We start from the raw sequence: 23777 nt of genomic DNA, 5'->3' as shown, positions 1-23777 counted from the left end.
TCATCTCTCCCTTTTTACTTCTTTGTCATGCCTTTAAAGGCGAATGCGATGTTTGAGGGGCGTTCTGCGAGTCGTCTCATAAAGTAACCGTACCAATCATCTCCGTAAGGCAGGTAGACTCTCATGTTGTAACCTTCCTCGACCAGGCTGAGCTGGGTTTGCGAGCGCATGCCGTACAGCATTTGAAACTCAAACCGATCGTTTGGAATGCCGTGCTCTTTGGCCAGCTGCTTTGTAAAATCAAGCATCTTGTCGTCATGCGTTGCAATGGCTGTATAGTGGCCCTTTAAAAGCTGTTTGCGGATGAGTTTTTTATAATTTTCGTCTACATCGCTTTTTTCAGGGTAGGCAACCTTCTCCGATTCTTTATAAGCTCCTTTGACAAGGCGCAGAAACGGATTCAGCGGATCGAGATCATCAAGATCCTTCTCCGTTCTGTATAAATAGGCCTGCACCACGGTGCTTACGTATTCATACCGGCTCCGGAAATCTTTAAAGATTTCCAGCGTTTTCTGGCATCTCGTTTCATCCTCCATGTCGATCGTCACCATGACTTTATATTGTTCTGCCGTCTGAAGGATTTTCGTCATATTTTCATAGACGAGATCGAGATCTATATCAAGACCTAAAGATGTCATTTTCAGTGACACTTGGGAATTCAGCTGCTCGTGAGCAATTAACGCGATGGTTTGCAGGCACTCCTCGGTGCGTTCTCTCGCAACATCACTGCTGTTGACAAATTCCCCTAAGTGATCGACAGTAACAGACAGCCCTTTGCTGTTCAAATGTCGAATCGTCGGGATCGAACTGCGGAAATCCATTCCTCCGATGATTTTGCCGGCTGCCACACGGCTTCCCCAGTTTCTCGCCATCTTATTGAGAAAGTTGCTCTTGGATAAAAATAAGAAAAAATCTCTTGTAATCACTTCCAACCTTAACACCCCGCAATCTAAGAAGTATTTGTATGAGTATATTGTAAATGGACAAAGCCGCCGCTCACAATATTCTCGAAATACAAAGATTCTGATTATTTTTGTGGTTTTCCCACAATCAGCTTCTTAGAGAGCAAGCGAAAGATGCCGAAAAAAGGCGGGCGGGAATGACAGCATTCGTCAATTCCCGTTTTCACCTCCAAGCCTCTTCAACGGTTTGTATAAGCAGTTGATTCAGTTCCTGCGTAATATCCGTTTTCACTGTTTTTATCGTTTTGGCGTATTGGCTGAGACGCTCAATTTCCTCGTCAATAAACGCATGAATGACGGTATTTCTTTGTTCTGCCGCCAGTTCATCACCGCTTTTTTTCCGTATCAGCAGCGTATTGATTTCTGATATCAGCTTTTCGTCTGTCAGCAGCGCATCTGCCAAAACAGAAAACGCCATTGGCGGAACAGAGCCGAATTTTTCAATCCATCGGCAGGCGAGAATCGGACGGAGAACATAAAAGTACTTTTTAATCTTCACTTCACTGCCCTGCAATTCATTCTTTACATTCCGTTTCGCCATATTGAGATAATGATAGACGCTTGCTTCAGGTGAAAACGCCCTGTTTTTCAGCCTTCGCAGCTGATCGGCTGCCGAATAGGCTTCATAATAGACTATATCTGAGGAGAGCCATTCCAATAGAGGCGGGTTCGATTTTTTAAACAGCCGCAGCGCTTTTCTCAGCTCCCAGCCGCTGATGTCAAGCAGATCATGGATCGGCTCTTCGATGACATCCCTCTGCGTCTCAATGGAGAAATACCATTCTTTTTTCGGCACATAGAGAAAACGGACATCGTAGTCGCTGTCCCTTGATGGAAATCCCCACGCGCGGCTGCCTGATTCCACGGCGTACAGCACTTTGACGCCGAAATGTGTTTCAATACGCTTTAGTTCTTCGATGATTCTTTGTTTCATCTATATCCGTTCCTTTCCGTGTACATTCCTAAAAAAAAGCCCGCATAAACTTGGGCTTTAACCGGCTGTCAGCCTTTCAAATGCGCTTTGAAAAATGCGAGCTTTTCCGTTTGGAAGGAAGGAATGTATTCATGGCCGAAATAGCGGTATACCTTCAGCTCTTTTTCCGTTTCTAAATGATTGTATGCGGCAAATACCGTCGACGGCGGCGTGACGCGGTCAATCAGGCCGATGGACATGAGAACGGACGCCTTCACCCGGTCTGCGAGATTGATGATGTCAAAATAGGAAAGGGTGTTCATTGCGGCTTTCTCAGTATCAGGGCTGCCGTTTTTTCTGAAAAAGGAATTAATCTCAAGATACGGCTGGTCAAGAGCCACATCAATCGCCCGCTCAAAATTGCTTAAGTAAGGATAGTCCGCAGCCAGCGCCTTCGGAATGTCTGATAATGCCGCTGCCGCTATTGAAAGTCCGCCTCCCTGGCTTCCTCCGGTTACTCCGATTCTCGTTTCATCCACTTCGTCAAAGCTGCTGATGACTTCAAGGGCGCGGACGGCATCTAAGTAAACACCGCGGTAATAGTATGTGTCTTTATTTAAAATCCCTTTCGTCATCCAGCCGGGTACGTGCCCATGCGGTGAGATGCTTGTGTCTTCGCTGCTGTGCTGGCCGCGGACGAGCATGCCGAATGCGGCATATCCGTGAAGCGCCCAATTGACGATATCATGAATGTCTCCGTCATAGCTGGCATTGTAGCCGTGATATTTAACGATTGCCGGATGCGGCCCTTTGCGGTCGGGAACGGCATACCAGCCTTCGATCACCGCGCTGCCGAAGCTTTGGTATGTCAGGCGGTACACCTTGACGCCGTCAGCAGGATAGTTTGCAGGCGTTAATTCAGGATTCGCCTCTATCTTTGCAAGCTCTTCTAATGATGATGCCCAAAAATTCGTAAAGTCATCAGGAGCCGTTTTATTTGGTTTATAGGTTTGCAGTTGGTCGAGCGGCATATCGTATAATTGCATTCCGAGTAAACTCCTTTGTTTTGTAAGATTTAATTTCCTGACTCTATATTAGCACGGATCAGCTCCGGTTTTCTAAAAATTTTTATAAATTTATTTCCGGAATCATTTTTTATCAAACGTTTGTTTAATCGCCTTCCTTCCCGCGTCCATAAAGCCCTGCTCCGTCATGCTGAATGTAAAGAGGAGCGTTCGCGACAGTGCAGATTAAAGCGGGAGATACATCACATTCAGATCGGCTATGAAGAAGTGGATTTGCCGATTGATTTCGCGAGCTGGGTCATATGAGGCGGGACACCGAAGGAGCAGGAAAAGCTGGTACGCACTCACCTTCTTGAAGCATCCCGCGGCACGTTCAGCACCATCCTCTTACGGGCAGCCTGTATCATTTTGCTGAAAAGCCATTTTGGTCAAGGAATAACACAATAAAAAAATGCCGTGCGCTCACAGCGCCACGGCTCTTTTTACATCGGCTGATACAGATCCCAGCCGATTTTTAATGTGTCAACAATGTAATCGGCAATTTCTTCGGGTTCAAGATTATCAGTAGCCACTTTTGAATTATGTTTATCATAGATGCTTTGGCGTTCGTTAAAGAGCTGTTCCATTTCATCCATGGAGCGGTTATGCAGGACGGGACGGCTTTCAATCAGCAGGGCAGCCCGCTGTTTCCAGTTCTCCCATGATAAATCAAGGTGGAGCACAACACAGTTTTCCAGACAGCACTGCCTGATTTCCTCCTGTTTAAAGGAGCCCCCGCCAAGTGAAACGATTTTGAACTTCGTATTGTGGCAAATATCCAAAATGTATTCCTTCTCTGTTTGGCGGAAAAAGGCTTCGCCCTTTTTCTCAAACATTTCGGGAATCGTCATTTTAAAATCCTTTTCAATCTGCAAATCAATATCAATAAAGTCTCTATATAATTTTTTAGCGACCAATTGGCCGATTGTTGTTTTTCCGACACCCATGAATCCGATTAATACGATATTTCTTTCTCTTACGGGAATGGCACGTTTTGCGTTCATCTTCGGCGAAATCCTCCTAAGGAATGAAAAAGTTATGTTTATTATATGATAATTCAATATTGAAATATATAGATAATGCAATGAAGAAAACTCATCCTTTTCCAAAAGATGAGTTTTTCTTTCTATCGCAGTGTAATGCGTTCAATCTTTCCGACAATGAAAATATAAGAAAATGCCCCGATAAAGGCCACGGCGCCGACAAAAAGAATCGCTCCGTTATATGAGCTTGTCGCAGCGACAATAAATCCGACAATGAGCGGCGTGATAATACCGGCCATATTGGCAAAAAAGTTAAATACGCCTCCTGCCAGCCCGATTGTTTCGCTTGGCGCCACCTCACTCAGCATCGTCCACGAAATATTGGACATCCCCTGTGCAAAAGAAGCAATGGATAATATCGTCAAAACGAGCGGAGTGGAATCCGTAAAATTCGCGAGCACGATGGAGCTTGTCAGCAAAAGACCGAGAATGACAGGCGTTTTCCGGGCGACATTTACTGAAATCCCCCGTTTGATCATTCCGTCAGACCAGGACCCTCCGAATAACACGCCGAAAAAGGCGGCGATATACGGGACGGATGCGGCAATACCGACTTTTAAGAAGGCCATGTGTTTCGCCTCCGCCAAGTAAGTCGGGAACCAAGTCAAAAAGAAGAACAGCGTGGAAGCCACGGCGAATTGGCCGATATACAGGCCGATAAGCTTACGGTATTTAAGAAGCTGAATGAAATCAGTCCACGTGATCTTGCCGGATGACTTAGACACCTCTGTCAGCCCGCCGCCTTCTTTAATATAATCCAGCTCTTCCTGATTGACCTTTCGATATCGGTTCGGCTCCTGATACATCTTAAACCAGAAAACCGAGAAGACAAGCCCGAGCAGCCCCGCCGTAATAAACACGGCGCGCCAGTCAAATGCCGTTAAAATCCAGAATAAAACCGGCGTGGCAAACGCCAGGCCAACATATTCCCCGGCCGTATACACCCCTGTCGCAAAGGCGCGTTCCCGCCTTGGAAACCAAGTCGCGACAATCCGATTGTTGGAAGGAAATGCCGGTGATTCTGCTAAACCGATGATCAGACGGCAGCCGAATAAAAATCCGAAGCTTGTCGCAAAGGCTTGAATTCCCGTAAAAACAGACCAGATCAATAAAGAAAATCCGTACGTCCGCTTCGAACCGAATTTATCCAAAAGCAAACCGCCGGGAATCTGCATCCCCGTATAAGTCCAGCTAAAGGCGGAGAACACGACGCCCAGCAGCGCAGGACTTATATTCAGCGAAGTCTGAATCGACGGAGCGACGATGGAAACACTGGCACGGTCTATATAATTAATCGCAGTGATAAAAAACAAAAGAACCAGTATCACGTAACGAGCACGAGTCGGTTTATTCCGGACAGGGCTGAAGTTGGTAAGCTCCGTTTCATTTTTCAATGGTTTCTCCCCCCTTACTCGAATGAAATTAATTGTACAACACTTCGGGCGATTATTTAATACTTTGACGCAAAAAAGCGTTAAACAACTTTGTATGTGTTTTTATCATTTTTGCCGCAGCAAACGAAGCCGCTTCATCCTTAGGACACACAAGAAAATCGACTATACATTTTATTATGGCCGCCTCGACTGAAAAGGAATCCTTCCTATATCGGCTGACCGGAACACCAAGCTTATCGAGTGTAACCCTGAATGATTTCGTCTCGCGGAAATGCGTTTACGTCTGTTTATCCATAATTTCACTAGGGAAATAGTTAACACACTACATTGAGTTAACGGGAGGATCACCGATGAAACTGAGCTTTTGCACGACAGGGTTTAAAAAACAGCATATTCTTGATGTCATTTCCTTCGCAAGAGAGCATTCATTTGACGGTATTGAATTGTGGTACGGGCATGCTGAGCAATATGTACAGCATATCGGGCCCCTCGACAGGCTTCACGAGCAGCTGCAGGAAAAAGGATTAGAGGTGCCGGCCGTCAGCTTGTACACTGACTTCGTCTCTTCGGATGAACGGCAGACTGAACAGGACGTCCAGAGAGCATTAAGCGCCGCGAGACAGCTGCACAGCCCCCTGATCAGAGTATTTGCGGGCAGCCTTCCTTCTCACCGGACGTCACCGGAAAAGTGGCAGAGCGCCGTCGAGCAATTTCAGAAGGCTGCCCGGCTGGCGGATGATTATGAGATCAATATCGGGCTTGAGATTCATTACGATACGTACGCAGATACGCCGGAGGCAGCACTGGCCTTTTTAAAGGATGTCGGGCATCCGCGGCTCCGCACCATTTTTGACGGCTCCAATCTCCACGTCAATCACATTGACCAAATGGCGGCTTTAGAAAAGCTGTTTCATACCGTCAGCCATGTTCATTTAAAAAGCTATCACTGGAATTTTGACAACTGGTATGTAAGCAAGCCGACACCTGTCTGCCAAGGGGATTTAGATCAGGAACATTTCTTGAAAGAATTAAAGAACAGGCAATATGACGGGTTTGTGTCGCTTGAATACTTCGGCGATCAGGCTGCGGCGCATATTAAGGAATCACTCCAAGAGCTTGAGCACTATTTTGACAGGTAAACAAAAAACAGCCCTTTCGGAAGGAATGGCTGTGTTAAGAAAACGCATTTTTTATAAAAACTTTTTCTAAAAAGAAGGAATTTATTGGAACTTAATCTAAATATTAGAATTGTAACAAATTAATTGGAAAAAGGAGTGTTCGAAATGAAATTGAAAAAAGTACTAACCGGTTCTGCCTTGTCTCTTGGTTTACTTTTGTCTGCTGCTCCTGCCTTTGCCGCATCGCCAACAGCATCAGCTTCTGTTGAAAAAAGTACAATCTCATCTAAAGACGATGTCAGCATTAACGCAATTAAACTTGTTCAAAGCCCTAATGGCAATTTTGCTGCCTCTTTCGTGTTAGATGGAACTACATGGATTTTTAAAAGCAAATATTATGATAGCAGTAAAGGCTACTGGGTAGGGATCTATGAAAGTGTAGATAAGTAATTAAAAGAAATTAAACCTCCCTTTCAAAAAGGGAGGTTTTTTAGTTCTATTTCCACCAATCATCAAACATAGATGCCGGCACCTGGCGTTTATGCTCAGTGCTCATATAGCGTTTTTCGAGCGCCTCGGATACTTCGCCTGAGACCTCTTTGCCTTCTAAATAGTCATCGATATCATTGTAAGTGATGCCTAGTTCGGTTTCGTCCGTTTGCTGCGGTTTGTCATCCAGCAGGTCGGCTGTCGGTAATTTCAGGTACAGGCGTTCCGGCGCGCCCAGCTCCTCTAATAAACATCTGCCCTGGCGTTTCGTTAAGCCTGTCAGCGGCAATACATCGGCGCCGCCGTCTCCGTACTTCGTGAAGAAACCGGTCACCGCTTCAGCAGCATGGTCGGTTCCAATGACAAGCAAGCCTTCTTGTCCGCCGATGGCATATTGTGCGATCATTCTCGTTCTGGCCTTTACATTTCCTTTGTTAAAGTCAGACAGCTGATCTCCGGTTTCTTTTTTGTATTGATCAGCAAATGCGCTGACCGTGGTTTTAATGTCAAATGTCCATGATTTGTCAGGCTTGATAAATGTGAGCGCCAATTGGGCATCATCCTCGTCCTGCTGTGTGCCGTGCGGCAGACGCACGGCGATGAATTCGGCATTTCCGCCTTCTTCTCTGATACTTTCCACAGCCATTTGGGCGAGACGGCCCGCAAGCGTTGAATCCTGGCCGCCGCTGATGCCTAACACAAAGCCTTTAGCCCCCGTTTTTTTCACATATTGTTTAAGAAAATTCACTCTGTCCTCAATTTCTTGTTTCGGATCAATGGAAGGCTTTACGTGTAGATCGTTCATAATTTGTTGTTGCATGCTCATTCCAATCACTCCTCCTGCACTGTTCTTTATCATTCATTTCCCTCTCATGACGAAAATGAATCATGCCACTATGTACGACTCTGTTAAATATAGCACAGGTACTGATTGTAAGTGAACAATACACGCCGTGGTCAGCTGATTTCCACGCGCAGCGCCGTGATGCTTTCTCCATTGCATTTCCCTTTTTCAATCGGGCATGACGAAAACGCAACCACAAGATCCATCTCCGCCCGAAGCCGCACATAATCGCCGGCGTCAGACAGCGGCGCCTCGACAGACAAATTCCCTTTTTCATCAAGCACCGTATTCATAAAGATCGCGAACGGATAATGCATATGCGGCCGCGGCACGCCAAACTGTTCAAGAGCCCCGCACATATTGTCATAACACGTATCCTGCAGCTCGTCTTTATGTTTTCCGTATAAGAGCCTGTTCATATCCGGACGGCATGCCGGCAGAAGAAGGTCGTGCTTGCCGACTGTATCTTCAATTAATGTCAGCATCGGCTTGTACAAATTCGAATAAATATGATTGCCGACTTTTACATTGATGGACTGGTTGGCATCGATGGTCGCGCCCTGATCAAGATGCTCATAAAAGTCCTTGGCATGGTACGCCGTAAAGTCAGCCACCTGCTGTCCTTCCACATCAACCACTTTAATGATTTGTCCTTTATGCACTTTCAGCCCGAGTCCTTTTTTCGGCGGAACGATAAATTGCTGTGTCATCGGCCTGCTCCTTTTTTCTCCTATTATGACCCCCGCCGTTTGTTTCATGTAAAGCAATTTATTGGATGTATATTCTCTTTCGGCTGGCCGCAATCTAATCTTTGATAAAGGGGTTGAACTTCATGGGTAAATCACAGGACCAGCCTAAAGGAAATCTGGCCTGGTGGCAGCTGTCCTTAATCGGCATCGGCTGTACAATCGGAACCGGCTTCTTTCTCGGTTCGAGCATCGCTATTGTCAAAAGCGGATTTTCCGTGCTCATCTCGTTTCTCATCGCGGGGCTCGGCACATACTTTGTCTTTGAACAGCTCGCAAAGCTTTCGGCAAAACAGCCTGAAAAAGGATCTTTTTGTGCTTATGCGAGAAAAGCGTTCGGCAGATGGGCCGGTTTCAGCAACGGATGGGTATACTGGTCGTCAGAAATGCTGATCACCGGAAGCCAGCTGACAGCCATCTCGCTGTTTACGAAGCATTGGTTTCCGAATGTGCCGCTTTGGGTTTTCGCCTCCATCTATGCGGTTCTCGGTCTGTTGATTATTTTTACGGGACTGTCCGTTTTTGAAAAAACAGAGCATGTTCTCGCGGTTGTCAAAACGGCAGCGATTTTTATGTTTATCATCATCGCTGTTTTAGCGCTGTGCGGCATTTTTTCGTCTCACAAACCGGACATACATGTTCCGAGTGAATCAAAGCATTTGTTTCCTTACGGAGCGATGGGATTATGGACGGGACTGATTTACGCGTTTTATGCATTTGGGGGAATTGAAGTCATGGGGCTGATGACGGTTCATTTGAAAAAACCTGAGGAAGCGGCAAAGTCGGGTAAACTGATGCTCGCCGTTTTGGCGGTCATTTACGTCATATCTATCGGCCTTGCGCTGCTTTTAGTGCCTTTACACAAATTTACCGAGCAGGACAGCCCGTTTATTACATCGCTTAAAGGCTTTCATTTGAATGTCGTCCTTGATATTTTCAACGGCATTTTTATTATTGCGGGCTTTTCTACGCTCGTCGCGTCTCTGTTTGCGGTGACGACATTGCTCTGTACAATGGCTGATGACGGAGATGCGCCAAAATGCTTTACGTTAAAAGAAGGAAAAAAGGTATGCTGGCCGGCGCTCGGACTGACGTTTGCCGGGCTTATCGTTTCGATCCTTTTGTCATTGGTGCTGCCGAAAAATATTTATGAACACATGACAACTGCAGCGGGACTGATGCTTCTGTTTACGTGGATGTTTATTCTCTTTTCCAGCAAGAAGCTCACCGAACCGACAAAGATGGGAAACACGCAGATTTTTACCGCCATGGTGCTGATTATCGCGGCTGTATCCGGTACGCTGTTTGAGAAATCAAGCAGGCCCGGTTTCTTTGTCAGCTTATGTTTTCTCGCCATCATTGCCGTTGTCACGTGGATTGTGCAGAAAAAGCAGGGACAGCGCCCTGCCGATTCATAATTTATTTTGTCTGTTTAAATAATCCTTTCAAATAAGAAAAGGGGCATGTTGACACCTGCTTTTCATCATCACGGAGGAAATATTGCTTCCATTCTAAATTGTCTTTTCCTCCGTACCATCCTAAATGAGGATGAAGCGGGGCTTCGTCATATGCCTCTAAACGTTTTCTGATCAGCCTGCTCATGTTCCGTCCGAACGCGGTTGAATCATTTAACCCCTCGAACACCCATCTGGGCTGAAACGCCAGCATAAAAAACGGGAAGCTTCTGCTTTGTCTCGCTTCATGCGCAGGCGTCGCGCACAAGATAAAATACGGCTCGCCGTCAAAACAAAATTCCCATTTATAATGTTCCGGATCTTCCGGAAAGTCTTCAGGCCAATCTTTCGGGTCGTGCTCACTCAGCCGGTTTAAAAATGACCAGAACAGCTCCTCATATTCCTCAATTGAGTAATGCTCCGCCAAATCTTCGGGCGTATCAAAGATCACAAGCAGCGACGTATATTTTCCGGTGTTTCTTGATATCTTTCCGTATTCGGACAATAAGAGCCCCAGCTCCTCAGCCGTCGTCTGCTTTCGGGGATCACCCGCAAAGGAAATACGGAGCTGATCTGTTAAAAACCCCTGACGGCCTGGTATGCACGGAAACGTGTCCGCCTCATCCCCCACTTTTTCAGACAAGAGCTCAAAGGCGATTTTCTGCCAGTTCGGCAGCTCCAATATTTTTTGCTCGAGGCAACTTTTTGTGTATAGCTTGCTTGCCATCGACCCACCTCCAGTATCGTCAAGATACGATATGAAGGAGATAGGCGATGGGTGACAGTCCTTCCCTTTACGAAATGAGCAATTGAATGCCCTGCCATCCGAAATATAAACCAAACGCAATGAGTGACAACCCCGCAACGGCTGTCAGCCCCCGCAGCGCTTTTTCATGAAGCAGATTTCTGAATGTGCTCGCGGCAATCGCCATGCAAAAATCCCAGATTAAAATGCCGAGAAGTATGCCGGAGCTGTAAATCAGAAGCTGGTTCGCGTTGAAAGATTCGGCGGTTTTGGCAAGGATGCTGCCGTAAATGCCAAGCCAAAATAATATGCTCAGCGGATTAGAGAGAGAAATAAAAAATCCGGATCCAAACGTTTTGTGAAATGACGGCTTTCCTCTCCCGCCCCTTACATTCATAGCTTCTCTTATATTTCTTAACGTTTCAATTCCCGTATAGGTCAACACAAAAAAACCGAATAACCACAAAAACGTTTTCACCAGCGGAGCGGTCAAAAAATGGGACAGCCCGAAATAAATTAAGATCATGTATAGTCCATCCGCCATCATGGCGCCAAGCCCGAAAATCCAAGCATGCCAAAAGCCGTTTTTGATGCCTTTGTCAATTTGCGCTGCATTGACCGGTCCGACAGGTGCAGACAATGACAGCCCGAGAACGATGTAGCTTAAAAAGATGTTCATTGGCTTCCCCCTCATTCATGCAACTTGTACAAGTTATTCGGGAATCAGCCGGGCTATGATACATTATTTCAATTTCTCAAGCTCTTTCTCCATAATATCCGTGGTTTTCCCTAAAAAATCAAATATCAGTTCAAGCTCTTCTTCTTTATATTGCCGGCAAAGGCTGACAGTGGACTGGGATAAGGAGGCGAACAGCTGCTTCACATTGGCCTTCCCGGCTGTTAACGGCACAATGATGACCCGTCTTCTGTCTTCGGGGTCCTTTTTTCTCATCGCATACCCCGCTTTTTCAAGCCTGTCGATAAGAGCCGTAACCGAACCCGTGCTGAGTCCCGTTTTCTTTCCAAGCTCTCCTGCGGTCATCGGTCCTAATTCATTTAAAATATCAGCTGATTTCAAATCGGTGGGGAACAGACCGAGAGATTGAGCGGCCGCCTGATGAAAAAGAATCGTCCGGGTGGCCATCTTTCGAAAAAGCTGTATAGCAGTTTCCTCCATCTCACTTCTGGCATTTCTTGTTGACAACTGACAGTCCTCCCTATAAAATCAATTTATCTTGACGATCAAGATAATTAACGGCCAAGTTAATATGATCATAGCAAATCTGATCATAAAAAGTAAGTATGGGAGGAAAAAAGTATGGAACCAAAAGCCGCAAAGGACGCCTCGACGAAATTTGTCGTCCTCGGGCTGCTGCTGGGCATTTTAATGTCAGCTATGGATAATACAATAGTAGCCACGGCGATGGGAAATATCGTGGCTGATCTCGGAAGCTTTGATAAGTTCGCATGGGTCACCGCATCTTATATGGTGGCTGTCATGGCCGGTATGCCGATTTACGGCAAGCTGTCTGATATGTACGGGCGGAAGCGTTTCTTTTTATTCGGACTTATTCTTTTCTTAATCGGGTCCGCTTTATGCGGAATCGCCCAAACAATGGATCAGCTCATCATTTACCGTGTCATTCAGGGAATCGGCGGGGGCGCCTTGATGCCGATCGCCTTTACGATCATTTTTGATTTATTTCCGCCTGAGCAGCGCGGAAAAATGTCGGGCATGTTCGGCGCCGTTTTCGGCCTGTCCAGCGTTCTCGGACCGCTTTTAGGGGCACTCATCACCGACTCCATCAGCTGGCACTGGGTGTTTTATATCAATGTGCCGATCGGCGTTTTATCACTGTTCTTCATTCTTCGTTATTATAAGGAATCACTTGAGCACAAAAAGCAAAAAATCGACTGGGCCGGCGCTATTACTTTAGTGGTGTCCATTGTATGCCTGATGTTTGCGCTCGAGCTCGGAGGCAAAACGTATGACTGGAATTCCGTTCAGATCATCGGCCTGTTCGCCGTATTTGCGGTTTTCTTTATTGCCTTCTTTATTGTAGAAAGAAAAGCGCAGGAACCGATTATTTCGTTTTGGATGTTTAAAAACCGTTTGTTTGCCACGGCGCAGATTTTGGCTTTCCTTTACGGAGCCACGTTTATTATTTTAGCCGTGTTCATTCCGATTTTTGTACAGGCTGTGTACGGAAGCTCTGCGACCAGCGCAGGCTTTATTTTGACGCCGATGATGCTCGGTTCGGTCATCGGCAGTATGATCGGCGGAATCTTCCAAACGAAAGCGAGTTTCCGTAATTTAATGCTGATTTCGGTTGTCGCTTTCTTTATCGGAATGCTGCTGCTTTCCAATATGACACCGGATACTGCACGCACGATGCTGACAGTGTTTATGCTGATTTCCGGATTCGGCGTCGGCTTTAACTTCTCACTGCTTCCGGCAGCGTCTATGAACGACCTTGAGCCGCGTTTTCGCGGAAGCGCCAATTCAACAAACTCCTTTTTGAGATCATTCGGCATGACTCTCGGCGTTACGATTTTCGGAACCATTCAGACGAATGTGTTTTCGAATAAGCTGTCAGATGCCTTCAGCGGCATGAAAGGAGCGGGCGGCGCGATGCAAAATATGGGCAGTCCCCAGGAGATTTTCCAAGCCGGCACGCGCTCTCAAATTCCGCCGCAAATCTTAGATAAGATTATTGACGCGATGTCTCAAAGCATCACATACGTCTTTATGCTTGCATTGGCGCCGATTGTCATTGCAGCCATTACCGTTTTGTTTATGGGAAAAGCGAGAGTGAAAACCTCTCAGGAAATAGCGAAAAAAGCGAATTAAAAAAAGCAGTACATGGCATTTGTCATGTACTGCTTTTTCATTTACTCAGCAAAATGCGGGGCAAGAATATCCTTCAGCACATTTGCGCTGTGAGTGAATTGCGCTTGTTCCTTTTCATTCAGCGCAAGCTCTGTCACGCCGGCAACACCCTCCCGATTGACGACAGCCGGGACGCCGATATATACGTCATCGGTTCCGTATTGGCCGTTTACGTACGTGCTGACAGTTAATATGCTGTTTTCATTACGCAAAATCGCTTTCGTAATACGGGCAAGGCTCATCGCCACTCCGTAATACGTCGCACCTTTTTTCTCAATGATATGGTAAGCCGCGTTTTTTACATCATCGACAATTTGATCGAGCTCTTCCTGCTTGTACGCTTCATTTTTCTCTAACAACTGCTGAACGGGCACTCCGCCGACATTGGCATGGCTCCAAACCGGAAGCTCCGTATCGCCGTGCTCGCCGATAATGTGGGCATGTACGTTTTGCGGCGCCGCGCCGAAGTATTCGCTCAGCATATAACGGAATCTTGCAGAATCCAATGTCGTGCCGCTGCCTATCACACGTTCCTTCGGCAGGCCGCTGAATTTCCAAGTCGCATATGTCAGAATATCAACCGGATTTGTAGCGACAAGGAAAATGCCGTCAAACCCGCTTGCCATCACTTCACTGACAATGCCTTTAAAAATAGCCAGATTCTTTTCAACCAGTTCAAGTCTTGTTTCGCCCGGTTTCTGGTTTGCCCCCGCACAGATGCACACAATATCGGCATCCTTACAATCTTCATATGTGCCGTAAGATGTTTTAACCGGATGAGGCGCAAATGCCTTCCCGTGATTTAAATCCATCACATCTCCCATGGCTTTTTCTTTATTTACATCAATGATCACGAGTTCATCCGTGATCCCTTGGTTTATTAACGCAAACGCATAACTGCTTCCAACAAAACCTGCTCCGATTAATGCTACCTTGTTCACTCGTTCGTTCATCATGTATGCTCATCCTCCAGTGTTTCGTGGTGTCGTTTCACTTGTGAAGTATTTCACATTTATATTGTGCAACATTTCACAAACTTTTGCAAGAGAAAAGTTTTGTCTGATTTATGAACAAAAAAAGAAACCATCTATGATGGTTTCTATGGTATTTTTCCTCAAGTCCCGCTTAATTGATTTCCTCAATAGAGCCGTTTAAGCCAGAGTCGTTATATAGACCATTTTGCACATAATCAAAGCCTGGATGATTCTGTCCGGGCACTTGGGCGCTGCCATTATTAAAAATCACTTTAGCATTGGTTGTATTCGTATCCGCAGGCAGCGCCAACGTGTAAATTCCATCTGCATTCTTAGTCATTGCTTTTCCCGGCCAAGATCCGGTCAATTCTATGGCCTGACTCCCATCATGTCTATAGATATAAGCATTTACATGGTCCCAATGATTTGGATTTTGATAGCCAATGGTGTTGGCTGAAGACGGGTCTCTTTTGGCAAAAGTGTATTCTTGGGTCTTCGTTTTACCATCACTGTTTGTTCCTGTTAACGTGATTTTGTGTGTTGTACCAATTGGATCTCCTTTTCCGATCGTTAATTGGTCCCCATCCTTAAACGCCGTTTCTTGTCCATTATTGAGTTGATATACAGCTTTTGTTGTATTCGCATTTGCACGCAGGGTGATCGTCAACTGATCATTGAAAGAATGTGTTACCCCTGTTTTATAATTCTCAAGAAAGACATGAGGCTCATTTGCAACATCGCCAAGATAAAGAACAACCACTGACCTGCCATTGATCGTGCCTGTCAGTTTTCCGTCCGTTACTTGAAATGAACCGGCCCCAGCTTTATTATCATACCTGCCATCAGGTAATTTTGTTGGAGTATTAATAGTGACAGAAGACGAGCCTGCATTTGCCAGCACAACGCCTTGTGAGCCGCGCTGATTCATGAATATCTGGTTGTTTCCATCCGGATTCGAGAGTTCCTCAGGCTGTCCGGCCATCTCATTGTGAAATGTATTGACCGCAGTGATAGCCTGATCTTCAAACAAGGCACTCCCGCGATCGCCTATTTGGCTTTTCCCCGGGAACCTTACACCATTTCCCCCGCCCTCAGGTCTGGAAAAGAAAAGAGGCGTACTGCCTGAACGAGAAGCTATCACCGCCCAGCCTAAACGGATATCATCATCGCTCATCCATGTGGACTCTTCATCATCATTGGCATACGTATCATGCGACTCTACCCATGTCACTAACTTGTCCGCAGACACATCAGATGCATAGTGGGAGATATTCGACACACTCAGATTGCGATTCTTTAAAGCGGACCTTATGGAATGTCCATAGTTAGATGCTGTCACATTCATATAATTCGCATAAGCAGCATCTCTGGACGCGCTATCTTGCAGTATTTCTCCGTATTGGAACTCTGCGGATGTATTTGTGATATTCGGCCAAAATTGACTGCCGTAATTACTATCATCAGGAAGCTCTATATGTTTGGCGGCATCATACCGAAATCCGTCTGCTCCGTCATTCAATGCTCTTTCTAGGAAATGTTTCAGATAGGATTGTACTTGTGTATTCTGTGTATTCCAATCATACAGCCCGAGCAATGAATTCTGAGTGACATCCCATCGATCGGACCAGTTTTTAATTTGTGTGTTTCCATGAGTCCAGTTTGGAATACTCTTAATCTCGTTAGAAATCGCAGCATAGTCACTGGTGGTATGATTGATGACCGCATCAACAATGACCTTCACGCCATACTTTTCCGCGGCTGCGCACATATCTTTAAATTCTTGTTCAGTGCCTAAGTAGCGGTTGCCAATTTGGTACGAAGTCGGCTGATACAGCCAGTACCAGTTTGACATACTTTTATCAGCTTGATTCCCTTCCTTTACTTGGTTAATCGGAGACGTCTGAATGGCTGTATATCCTGCATTATGAATATCCTCCATATTTTGTTTTAACGTATTGAACGACCAATTCCAAGCATGAAGAATGGTTCCGCTTTTAATCGATGGCGCTGTCAGCCCATTCGATTTGTCAGCTGTTTCAGCATTCGCAGCCGACGGTTCTGCCAGAACCATATGAAACAGTAATAAAAATCCAGCGAATAACGGCAGTAAAGAGGTTTTGAATCGTTTTTTAAACATTCTTGACACTCCTTATTTGATTTTTTGAAGACCCGCTCCGGAGTCAAAAATCCTTCTTACTTAATTCTTCCGCTTCCTCCTTTCAAACGAATATGAAGACTGGATAATTTTGTTAACGCTTACATTTTAAATTATCACAATCACTCTATCTAAACAACTTGATAGAGTGAATTCCATTCTATATTCCTATCCAAATAGAAAGCGCTCCCGGAACTATGAGTCGTTTCCCTCACTAAACAAAAAAAGAAACCACCTTATTTAAGATGATTTCTTCTTTACTTCTTCTTTTACCGCTCTTCTGTAAGACAGCTTCACAATTACATACCGAAGCAAAAACAAAACGCCTCCGCAAACGATAAAAAGAAAGATCATTTTAAGCCAAGCGAAGAATGTATGGGGAAACCCCCTGTCGTACATCGTAAGCACCACTACCGCAAAGGCGACCGCAATTGATTCTATTCGCTGCTGCTTCACCTGTTTTCGCAGTTCTTCTTCGGTGTCTATTCTCGGCATGAGCATTCCCGACGCCCCTGCCCTGATGCAGTAATATAAGATGATGAGGAACAAAAACACAAGGCTTGCAGCCCATTCTTTAAACGGAAATTCAAACATAAGGCCTCGGATGATCACATCAAGCAGCGCAAACGCTCCCGCTATCATCCCAATTTCCGACCAGATTTTTTGTTCTTTTTCTTTTACTCTCTTATTTTTCCCATTCACGCCTGAAAGTCTATTACGCAGATTATTCATGACCTTCCTCCCGCACTTTTATGAATGGCTTATGGCTTACATGTTACAATAACAGCCTGCGCTTCTGCAATGAATAACTCAAAAGCCCGCCGTGCAAGCCGGCGGGCAGCAATCGTCAAAACGGCCCCCAATTGGTCATGACGCCGATCACAATAAATACAAGCCCGATCAAGAACCAAATCAGAGCAAGCGGCACCATAAACCGCAGCCACTTGACGTACGGAATGCCGCTGGCGGCAAGCACCGCCATAAGGACGCCGGATGTCGGATTCACGCAGTTGACGACCCCTTCTCCAAGCATAACAGCTTCCACGGCAACCTGTCTCGTAATTCCCATCAGATCAGCGAGCGGCGCCAGAATTGGAATAAACACAACAGCTTCTCCAGAACCTGAGGAGATGAGAAAATGAAGCAGCGCACTGGCGATATACATGCCGATCGCCCCGGCAATCGGGCTGAATCCGTCCAAAAGCGAAGCCAATGCATTGACGACTGTATCAAGAAGCTTGCCATTATCAAGAATAACGGAAATACTTCGTGCCATCCCGACAATCAGCGCCCCGTATACAAGGCCTTGGCAGCCCGTAATGAAGGTTTTGGCAATATCGTTTGCCGCAAGTCCGCCTATTAAACCGGCAAGGACAGAAATAAAAATAAACGTCGCAGCCATTTGTGAATCAGACCAGCCCAGCTTCAAAGCACCGTATAAAAATCCGATAAGCGACAGTCCCGCCACAGCCAAAATCAGCTTATGGCGAACGGTAAACGGCACTGACTGATTTTCTTCTTTACCCGCTTCACCCATTCCTGCCGCCGGGAACCAATTTTTCCCTAACACACTGGCATCCTTAGATTTTTTTAATTTTCTCGTATACAGATAAATATAAATAATAGAAGACACCAAAAAGCATATGTATATCACAGCACGCAGGCCGATCCCCGAAAAAAGCGGCAGCTCCGCGATTGATTGCGATAAACCGAGCGGGGACGGTGATAAAATGGTAGAGTTGAACCCAGCGTAGCAGCCGATGTAAATAACAGCCGCGCCCGCGACTGCGTCCCATTTTAAGGATCGTGCGACAATGAGGCCGATGGGGATAAATCCGATGACTGAATTCACAACAATTCCGGTTGTTCCGAGAATGGAGAACAGCGCGCCGACAATACTAATAAATAATAATTGCTTTGTACGGAATTTGCTGATGACATTGTAAATCAGTCCGTTGATGGCACCTGTTTTTTCTAAAATGGCAATGGTGCCGCCAGTGAATAAAATCAGAAAGATGATTGGTGCTGATCCAACCATTCCATCCTGAAGAGAAGTGAAAAAGCTGATCAGGCTGACCGGAGACTGTTCAATCGAGTGGTAGCTGCCCGGCACCGCAGTCGTGACCTCCCCCTTTGTCACGCGGTCAAATTCTCCCGCCGGCACGATATACGAAGCAACGGCGCATATGAAAGCAATGATAAATAAGAGGACATAGGCGTCAGGCATTTTAAATGTCGTTCGTTTTTTCTTAGGCTGTGTTTCGGCTGCTGGCATACTCATATTTCAATCCACCTTCTCCGTCTGAAAATATTAATTATTCTGAAAAGTATAAATATGTGGTATATTATATACAGCCTATCTTCCGGTTTCAATATAAATGAAGTAAAGAAGGTAAAATTCATTTTGATAGAAGGAGGAACTTCTCCCCATGCAAAAGCTTTCAGAAGACATGAAACAAACCGTTATGGACATCTTCGAACATCTGCACGCGAACCCTGAAGTCAGCTGGAAAGAATATGAGACAACTGCATTTCTCAAACAAAAACTTGAGGATTTAGGGTGCCGGATTCGTACTTTTTCTGATTGTACAGGGGTCGTCGGCGAAATCGGAGAAGGCTCTCCCGTCGTGGCGGTTCGGGCGGATATCGACGCGCTTTGGCAGGAGGTGGACGGCACCTTTCAGGCAAACCATTCCTGCGGACACGATTCCCATATGACGATGGCGCTCGGCACGCTGATGCTGTTGCAAAAGCAGCCGCAGCTTCCGAAAGGCACCATCCGCTTTATTTTTCAGCCGGCCGAAGAAAAAGGCGGCGGCGCGCTGAAAATGATCAAAGAAGGCGTGCTTGATGACGTTGATTTCTTATACGGCGTGCATGTGCGTCCCATACAGGAAACGGCGAACGGCCGCTGTGCCCCTTCCATACTGCACGGTTCCAGCCAGCATATCGAAGGACTGATTATCGGGGAGGAAGCACACGGCGCGAGACCGCATCTCGGCATCAACAGTATTGAAATCGCTGCGCTTCTGGTCCAAAAGCTCAGCTTCATTCATATTGATCCGGCCATCCCCCATTCCGTCAAAATGACGAAGCTTCAGGCCGGAGGGGACAGCTCCAACATCATCCCCGGAAAAGCATCCTTCAGCCTTGATCTGCGCGCTCAGACAAATGACGCAATGGAAAAGCTGACTGCCGAAACAGAAAGAGCCTGCGAGGCGGCGGCCGCCGCTTTTGGGGCGAAAATTGAATTACAAAAGGAGCACAGCCTCCCGGCGGCTGCACGAAACAAGGAAGCGGAAGCCGTCATGGCCTCGGCGATCCGTGATATTCTCGGTGAAGAAAACCTGGATGAACCGCTCGTGACGACCGGGGGCGAGGATTTCCACTTCTACGGCGTCAAGGTCCCGAATCTCAAAACCACTATGCTCGGTCTGGGCTGCGGACTTCAGCCCGGTCTTCATCATCCGCACATGACGTTTGACCGAAGCGCCATATATACCGGCGTTGAGATTTTAACGGCCGCTGTGCTTACATCGTTTGATACATAAAAAAGCAGCCCGTCATCAGGGCTGCTTTTTTTACTTCTTCAGATCTTCTATTGAATTGACGTTTTTCATATATTGAGGAACGACCAGACCCATCTTCACGCCTGATAAGCTTGTTCCTACGTCATCAAATTTCCCTTTGTATTTGGCAGCATACGCTTTATGGGTATTCGGAAGCCATGCAGACATGGAAGCATCCGCACTGCCTGTAGCGATCGCAGTCCACATCGGGCCTGCTTCAACTTGGGTCAGCTTTACGTCGTAGCCAAGGTCTTGAAACACCTTTCCGACTACATTCGTGCTTGCGATCTCACTGTCCCAAGCCACATAAGCAAGGTTGATTTTATCGCCCTTCACCTTATGAGCGCCTTTAGTCCACTGAGCCACTTGGTCCTTATGTTTTTTCACATAATCAGCAGCCGCTTTAGCCGGCTTTTCGCCTTCTTCAACGGCAATCATGACTTCTCCCATGTCGTCCTGCGTCCATTTAAACTGGCTGAGAACTTTTACCGCGTTCGGCTGTTCCTTACTGAAGCCCGTTCTTGTAATCGTATGAATCTGCTCGGCAGTTCCGTACGTTTTTTTCGGATCATCGAGGAATTTCAGCTTGTATCTGGAGAACATCCAGTGCGGCGTCCAGCCCGTCACGATGATCGGTTTTTTCCGGTCATAGGATTTCTTTAATGTCGCCGTCATTGCAGCACTTGATGCTGAGATGACATTCCAGTCTTTTAACCCGTAATCCTTCACGGCTTCATCTGTCAGAGACATGATACCTGAACCCGGATCAATTCCGATAATGGTCTTGTTGACCTGGGACGCAGCTGTTGCTTGACCATCAGTCTGCGAACCGCAGGCAGCCAGAGAAAGAGCCAGCGCAGCGGTAACGCCGACACCGATGATTTTCTTAAGCATCAGGCATTCCCCCTGCTCTTTTTCTTCACTTTAATGTTTTGCGTAATACGGTCAAGCGTAATCGCCACGATAACGATTGCGATACCCGCTTCTACACCGACACCGGTTTTCAATTGTGTCACGGCGCTGTACACTTCAGAACCGAGACCCGGCGCACCGACCATGGCCGCGATAACAACCATTGATAACGCCAGCATGATGCTTTGGTTAATTCCGGCAAGAATGGTTTTCGTAGCAAGCGGAAGCTGAACTTTAAACAAACGCTGAGACGTCGTTGAACCGAACGCTTCTGTCGCTTCAATCAGATCAGCCGGAACCTGTTTAATACCGAGCACAGTCATGCGGATCGTCGGAGGCATCGCGAAAATAACTGATGCTACGACTCCGGGCACAACCCCGATATTAAAGAAGAAAATCGCAGGCAATAGGTATACGAAAGCAGGCATAGTCTGCATTAAGTCTAAAATCGGTGTAACAATTCGGCGGACCGTTTCTTTTTGAGATGCCCAAACCCCGATCGGAACCCCGATAATAATTGAAATCAAAACAGAGGTCACGACAAGCGCCAATGTTTGCAGCATCGGTGACCAATAGCCCAAATAATCAATGACAAGGAATCCGATTAACGTAAAAAGTGCAATTCCTCTCGTGCTTATCCACCAAGCAAGAGCCGCAAAAATAACAGTTAATAAGATAGACGGGATGTAACCCAAACCGCTCACAATCGCATTTACAAAAGCGGCCAAACCGTTTGAGATTCCGTCAAAGAAACCTCCGAACGTCATAGTAAGCCAGTCAACAAACCGGTCAACGATATCTGCTAACGGAATTCTAGGCAATCTGTCCATTTACTTCACCCCCTGAACAGAAGAATCCTGTGCTTGATCAGCAGAATCTTCAACATTGATATAATCGTTATTGCCTGAAAGCGCGCCGATTAATGCGCCTTTTACGACAATGCCTTTCATGCGCTCTTTATCGTCCGTAACGGCGATCGGAATGTTCGCGTCAGACACAACGTCGAAAATCTCCGTCAAGTATGTGCTTTCGTGCACCGTCGTGAATTCTGTGTTTAAAATATCCTGCAGCGATAAATCGGATTCAACCGCTTTTTTCGCATCCGCCGCATGAATGACGCCGAGAAGCTGCTTTTGTTTATCAACGGCGTAAATAGACGAAATACCCAAGTTCTTCATGAGCTGGAGCGCTACGCGAGGCCCTTTGTCAATCCGCACGGTTTCAGCGCGCTTCATGATATGACCCGCTGTCAGGACTTTCGATAAATCAACGTCTTCAACGAATTTTTCAACATATTCATTGGACGGACTCATCAGAATTTCTTCCGGTGTCCCGATCTGAACGATGTTACCGTCTTTCATCAGCACGATTCTGTCACCGATCCGCAATGCTTCATCGAGGTCATGCGTGATAAAGATGATCGTTTTGCCGACAGAGTCATGAAGGTCGAGCAGTTCATCCTGCATATCTTTACGGATCAGCGGATCAAGCGCACTGAAGGCTTCATCCATCAGAAGAATATCAGGGTCGTTCGTCAGCGCACGGGCAAGACCGACACGCTGCTGCATTCCTCCGCTGAGCTGATCCGGATATTGATGTTCAAATCCTTCAAGGCCGACAAGATGAAGCGAGTCAAGAGCTTTTTGCTCCCGCTCTTTTTTGTCAACACCTTGAAGCTCCAGGCCGTATTCCGTATTTTCAAGAATCGTTCTGTGCGGAAACAGCGCAAATTTTTGAAAGACCATGCTGATTTTTTTCCGGCGCACTTCCCGGAGCTGGTCTTTTGACATATTTGTTATCATGTCACCATCAATATAGATATTCCCGGCAGTCGGTTCAATAAGCCGGTTTAACAGCCGAACTAAAGTTGATTTACCGCTCCCCGATAGACCCATGATGACAAATATCTCCCCATCATAAACATCAAAGTTTGCTTGATTGACACCAACGGTTGACCCGGTTGCTTTCAGGATCTCTTTTTTATTTTTACCGTTGGACAGCATCTGAATGGCTTTTTTTGTCTGCTTCCCAAATACCTTAGATACATTTTCGACTTTTATCTTAATTGGTTTCTCATCCGAATTCATATTTTCCCTCCATAATAAGCAATCTTTAATACCGTAACATGTTTGTAACAAGTCAAACAAACAGCATAATCCCTTTTATTTTGTATCATTACTTTAAAAACATCCCTGTGACTTATTTTCCTCTGGTATGCTTCTAAATACTCTCTAATCCTCCTTAATTAATATAAATTATGGGGAAAATTGAGCGTTTATCAGGCTTGAGAACGTTTTCGCTAAATGTATCGGAAACTGAATTCCCAACCTTTTTTTACAAATAAAAGAACTTTTCTGAGATACTGTCCCGTAAACAACCGATTTTACTTCCTGCAAAAAGGAATTTATCGGAAATATTTAGGACAAACAATAAAAACCGGGCATCTCCCCAGGTTTTTATTTCCAGATGGACCCATCTTCATTTAGCGGTCTTCGCGTCCTTAAA

The 23777-nt window shown here is 46.0% G+C and carries 22 protein-coding genes; 5 read left to right on the top strand and 17 right to left on the bottom strand.

Annotation, left to right across the window (positions count from 1 at the left end; all coding sequences use genetic code 11):
- Positions 1–14 precede the first annotated feature (14 nt).
- The 5 genes from KY305_RS12035 to KY305_RS12015 form a co-directional block, all read right to left on the bottom strand.
- Positions 15–926 (bottom strand): proline dehydrogenase family protein, encoded by a 912-nt coding sequence (locus KY305_RS12035; RefSeq protein WP_223062790.1) that lies wholly within the window; start codon positions 924–926, stop codon positions 15–17.
- Between the two features lie 199 nt (positions 927–1125).
- Positions 1126–1896, bottom strand: coding sequence for a nucleotidyltransferase domain-containing protein (locus tag KY305_RS12030; RefSeq protein WP_223062729.1), 771 nt, complete (start codon positions 1894–1896; stop codon positions 1126–1128).
- A gap of 68 nt (positions 1897–1964) precedes the next feature.
- A complete protein-coding gene (cah, locus tag KY305_RS12025) occupies positions 1965–2921 on the bottom strand; it encodes a cephalosporin C deacetylase (protein WP_223062728.1) in 957 nt (318 codons plus the stop codon).
- Between the two features lie 461 nt (positions 2922–3382).
- Complete coding sequence (locus tag KY305_RS12020) at positions 3383–3943, bottom strand: shikimate kinase (RefSeq protein ID WP_223062727.1); 561 nt, start codon at positions 3941–3943, stop codon at positions 3383–3385.
- 122 nt (positions 3944–4065) lie between these two features.
- A complete protein-coding gene (locus KY305_RS12015) occupies positions 4066–5376 on the bottom strand; it encodes an MFS transporter (RefSeq protein WP_223062726.1) in 1311 nt (436 codons plus the stop codon).
- Between the two features lie 350 nt (positions 5377–5726).
- On the opposite strand from KY305_RS12015, the gene KY305_RS12010 reads away from it, so the two are divergent.
- Positions 5727–6515 carry a sugar phosphate isomerase/epimerase family protein gene (locus KY305_RS12010; RefSeq protein ID WP_223062725.1) on the top strand — a complete coding sequence of 263 codons (789 nt, stop codon included), beginning with the start codon at positions 5727–5729 and terminating at the stop codon, positions 6513–6515.
- A gap of 144 nt (positions 6516–6659) precedes the next feature.
- The gene (locus tag KY305_RS12005; protein ID WP_223062724.1) at positions 6660–6944 is read left to right on the top strand and encodes an antimicrobial peptide LCI; all 285 of its coding nucleotides are present in this window, start codon (positions 6660–6662) and stop codon (positions 6942–6944) included.
- A 46-nt stretch (positions 6945–6990) separates the two neighbouring features.
- Here the strand turns inward: KY305_RS12005 and nadE are convergent, their stop codons facing one another.
- Positions 6991–7809, bottom strand: coding sequence for an ammonia-dependent NAD(+) synthetase (gene nadE / locus KY305_RS12000; protein WP_223062723.1), 819 nt, complete (start codon positions 7807–7809; stop codon positions 6991–6993).
- Positions 7810–7940: 131 nt separating this feature from the next.
- Entirely contained in the window at positions 7941–8537 is a 597-nt protein-coding gene (locus KY305_RS11995; RefSeq protein ID WP_223062722.1) for a DUF1989 domain-containing protein, read from the bottom strand.
- A gap of 122 nt (positions 8538–8659) precedes the next feature.
- Between KY305_RS11995 and KY305_RS11990 the strand changes: the two genes are divergently transcribed.
- Positions 8660–9991, top strand: a complete 1332-nt coding sequence (locus KY305_RS11990) for an amino acid permease (RefSeq protein ID WP_223062721.1) — start codon at positions 8660–8662, stop codon at positions 9989–9991.
- A 1-nt stretch (position 9992) separates the two neighbouring features.
- Here the strand turns inward: KY305_RS11990 and KY305_RS11985 are convergent, their stop codons facing one another.
- From KY305_RS11985 to KY305_RS11975, 3 genes are all read right to left on the bottom strand, one after another.
- Complete coding sequence (locus KY305_RS11985) at positions 9993–10754, bottom strand: YqcI/YcgG family protein (protein WP_223062720.1); 762 nt, start codon at positions 10752–10754, stop codon at positions 9993–9995.
- A gap of 67 nt (positions 10755–10821) precedes the next feature.
- A complete protein-coding gene (locus KY305_RS11980; protein ID WP_214804116.1) occupies positions 10822–11451 on the bottom strand; it encodes a LysE family translocator in 630 nt (209 codons plus the stop codon).
- Between the two features lie 63 nt (positions 11452–11514).
- Positions 11515–11976 (bottom strand): MarR family transcriptional regulator, encoded by a 462-nt coding sequence (locus KY305_RS11975; protein ID WP_223062719.1) that lies wholly within the window; start codon positions 11974–11976, stop codon positions 11515–11517.
- Between the two features lie 114 nt (positions 11977–12090).
- On the opposite strand from KY305_RS11975, the gene KY305_RS11970 reads away from it, so the two are divergent.
- Positions 12091–13623, top strand: a complete 1533-nt coding sequence (locus KY305_RS11970; RefSeq protein ID WP_223062718.1) for an MDR family MFS transporter — start codon at positions 12091–12093, stop codon at positions 13621–13623.
- Positions 13624–13664: 41 nt separating this feature from the next.
- Here KY305_RS11970 and KY305_RS11965 read toward each other — a convergent pair whose 3' ends face one another.
- The 4 genes from KY305_RS11965 to KY305_RS11950 all read right to left on the bottom strand — a co-directional run bounded on the left by KY305_RS11965 (position 13665) and on the right by KY305_RS11950 (position 19072).
- Positions 13665–14618: an L-lactate dehydrogenase gene (locus KY305_RS11965; protein WP_223062717.1), complete on the bottom strand. Its 954-nt coding sequence runs from the start codon at positions 14616–14618 to the stop codon at positions 13665–13667.
- Between the two features lie 169 nt (positions 14619–14787).
- Positions 14788–16773: an alpha-amylase gene (amyE, locus tag KY305_RS11960; protein ID WP_223062716.1), complete on the bottom strand. Its 1986-nt coding sequence runs from the start codon at positions 16771–16773 to the stop codon at positions 14788–14790.
- Between the two features lie 258 nt (positions 16774–17031).
- The gene (locus KY305_RS11955; protein WP_223062715.1) at positions 17032–17523 is read right to left on the bottom strand and encodes a DUF6773 family protein; all 492 of its coding nucleotides are present in this window, start codon (positions 17521–17523) and stop codon (positions 17032–17034) included.
- A 115-nt stretch (positions 17524–17638) separates the two neighbouring features.
- Positions 17639–19072, bottom strand: coding sequence for a YfcC family protein (locus KY305_RS11950; RefSeq protein ID WP_223062714.1), 1434 nt, complete (start codon positions 19070–19072; stop codon positions 17639–17641).
- A 148-nt stretch (positions 19073–19220) separates the two neighbouring features.
- Between KY305_RS11950 and KY305_RS11945 the strand changes: the two genes are divergently transcribed.
- On the top strand, positions 19221–20342 hold the full coding sequence (locus tag KY305_RS11945; RefSeq protein WP_223062713.1) for a M20 peptidase aminoacylase family protein: 1122 nt from the start codon (positions 19221–19223) through the stop codon (positions 20340–20342).
- Between the two features lie 30 nt (positions 20343–20372).
- Here KY305_RS11945 and KY305_RS11940 read toward each other — a convergent pair whose 3' ends face one another.
- The 3 genes from KY305_RS11940 to opuAA are packed head-to-tail and all read right to left on the bottom strand — an operon-like array spanning position 20373 to position 23359.
- A complete protein-coding gene (locus tag KY305_RS11940) occupies positions 20373–21254 on the bottom strand; it encodes a glycine betaine ABC transporter substrate-binding protein (protein WP_223062712.1) in 882 nt (293 codons plus the stop codon).
- Entirely contained in the window at positions 21254–22102 is an 849-nt protein-coding gene (gene opuAB / locus KY305_RS11935) for a glycine/proline betaine ABC transporter permease subunit OpuAB (RefSeq protein ID WP_061528096.1), read from the bottom strand. The genes KY305_RS11940 and opuAB overlap by 1 nt, the downstream gene beginning before the upstream one ends.
- Positions 22103–23359, bottom strand: coding sequence for a glycine/proline betaine ABC transporter ATP-binding protein OpuAA (gene opuAA / locus KY305_RS11930; RefSeq protein ID WP_223062711.1), 1257 nt, complete (start codon positions 23357–23359; stop codon positions 22103–22105).
- Between the last annotated feature and the right edge of the window lie 418 nt (positions 23360–23777).

It is taken from the genome of Bacillus sp. YC2 (genome assembly GCF_019891195.1).
Lineage (GTDB): Bacteria > Bacillota > Bacilli > Bacillales > Bacillaceae > Bacillus.
Note: the sequence above shows the minus strand (reverse complement) of the source record. Positions and strands in the feature narration are given on the sequence as shown.

Bases quoted from the DNA above. Each gene is read 5' to 3' on its own strand.
- KY305_RS12030 (WP_223062729.1), bottom strand. From the start codon at position 1,896: ATGAAACAAAGAATCATCGAAGAACTAAAGCGTATTGAAACACATTTC.
- cah (WP_223062728.1), bottom strand. From the start codon at position 2,921: ATGCAATTATACGATATGCCGCTCGACCAACTGCAAACCTATAAACCA.
- KY305_RS12020 (WP_223062727.1), bottom strand. From the start codon at position 3,943: ATGAACGCAAAACGTGCCATTCCCGTAAGAGAAAGAAATATCGTATTA.
- KY305_RS12010 (WP_223062725.1), top strand. From the start codon at position 5,727: ATGAAACTGAGCTTTTGCACGACAGGGTTTAAAAAACAGCATATTCTT.
- KY305_RS12005 (WP_223062724.1), top strand. From the start codon at position 6,660: ATGAAATTGAAAAAAGTACTAACCGGTTCTGCCTTGTCTCTTGGTTTA.
- nadE (WP_223062723.1), bottom strand. From the start codon at position 7,809: ATGAGCATGCAACAACAAATTATGAACGATCTACACGTAAAGCCTTCC.
- KY305_RS11995 (WP_223062722.1), bottom strand. From the start codon at position 8,537: ATGACACAGCAATTTATCGTTCCGCCGAAAAAAGGACTCGGGCTGAAA.
- KY305_RS11990 (WP_223062721.1), top strand. From the start codon at position 8,660: ATGGGTAAATCACAGGACCAGCCTAAAGGAAATCTGGCCTGGTGGCAG.
- KY305_RS11985 (WP_223062720.1), bottom strand. From the start codon at position 10,754: ATGGCAAGCAAGCTATACACAAAAAGTTGCCTCGAGCAAAAAATATTG.
- KY305_RS11980 (WP_214804116.1), bottom strand. From the start codon at position 11,451: ATGAACATCTTTTTAAGCTACATCGTTCTCGGGCTGTCATTGTCTGCA.
- KY305_RS11970 (WP_223062718.1), top strand. From the start codon at position 12,091: ATGGAACCAAAAGCCGCAAAGGACGCCTCGACGAAATTTGTCGTCCTC.
- KY305_RS11965 (WP_223062717.1), bottom strand. From the start codon at position 14,618: ATGATGAACGAACGAGTGAACAAGGTAGCATTAATCGGAGCAGGTTTT.
- amyE (WP_223062716.1), bottom strand. From the start codon at position 16,773: ATGTTTAAAAAACGATTCAAAACCTCTTTACTGCCGTTATTCGCTGGA.
- KY305_RS11955 (WP_223062715.1), bottom strand. From the start codon at position 17,523: ATGAATAATCTGCGTAATAGACTTTCAGGCGTGAATGGGAAAAATAAG.
- KY305_RS11950 (WP_223062714.1), bottom strand. From the start codon at position 19,072: ATGAGTATGCCAGCAGCCGAAACACAGCCTAAGAAAAAACGAACGACA.
- KY305_RS11945 (WP_223062713.1), top strand. From the start codon at position 19,221: ATGCAAAAGCTTTCAGAAGACATGAAACAAACCGTTATGGACATCTTC.
- KY305_RS11940 (WP_223062712.1), bottom strand. From the start codon at position 21,254: ATGCTTAAGAAAATCATCGGTGTCGGCGTTACCGCTGCGCTGGCTCTT.
- opuAB (WP_061528096.1), bottom strand. From the start codon at position 22,102: ATGGACAGATTGCCTAGAATTCCGTTAGCAGATATCGTTGACCGGTTT.
- opuAA (WP_223062711.1), bottom strand. From the start codon at position 23,359: ATGAATTCGGATGAGAAACCAATTAAGATAAAAGTCGAAAATGTATCT.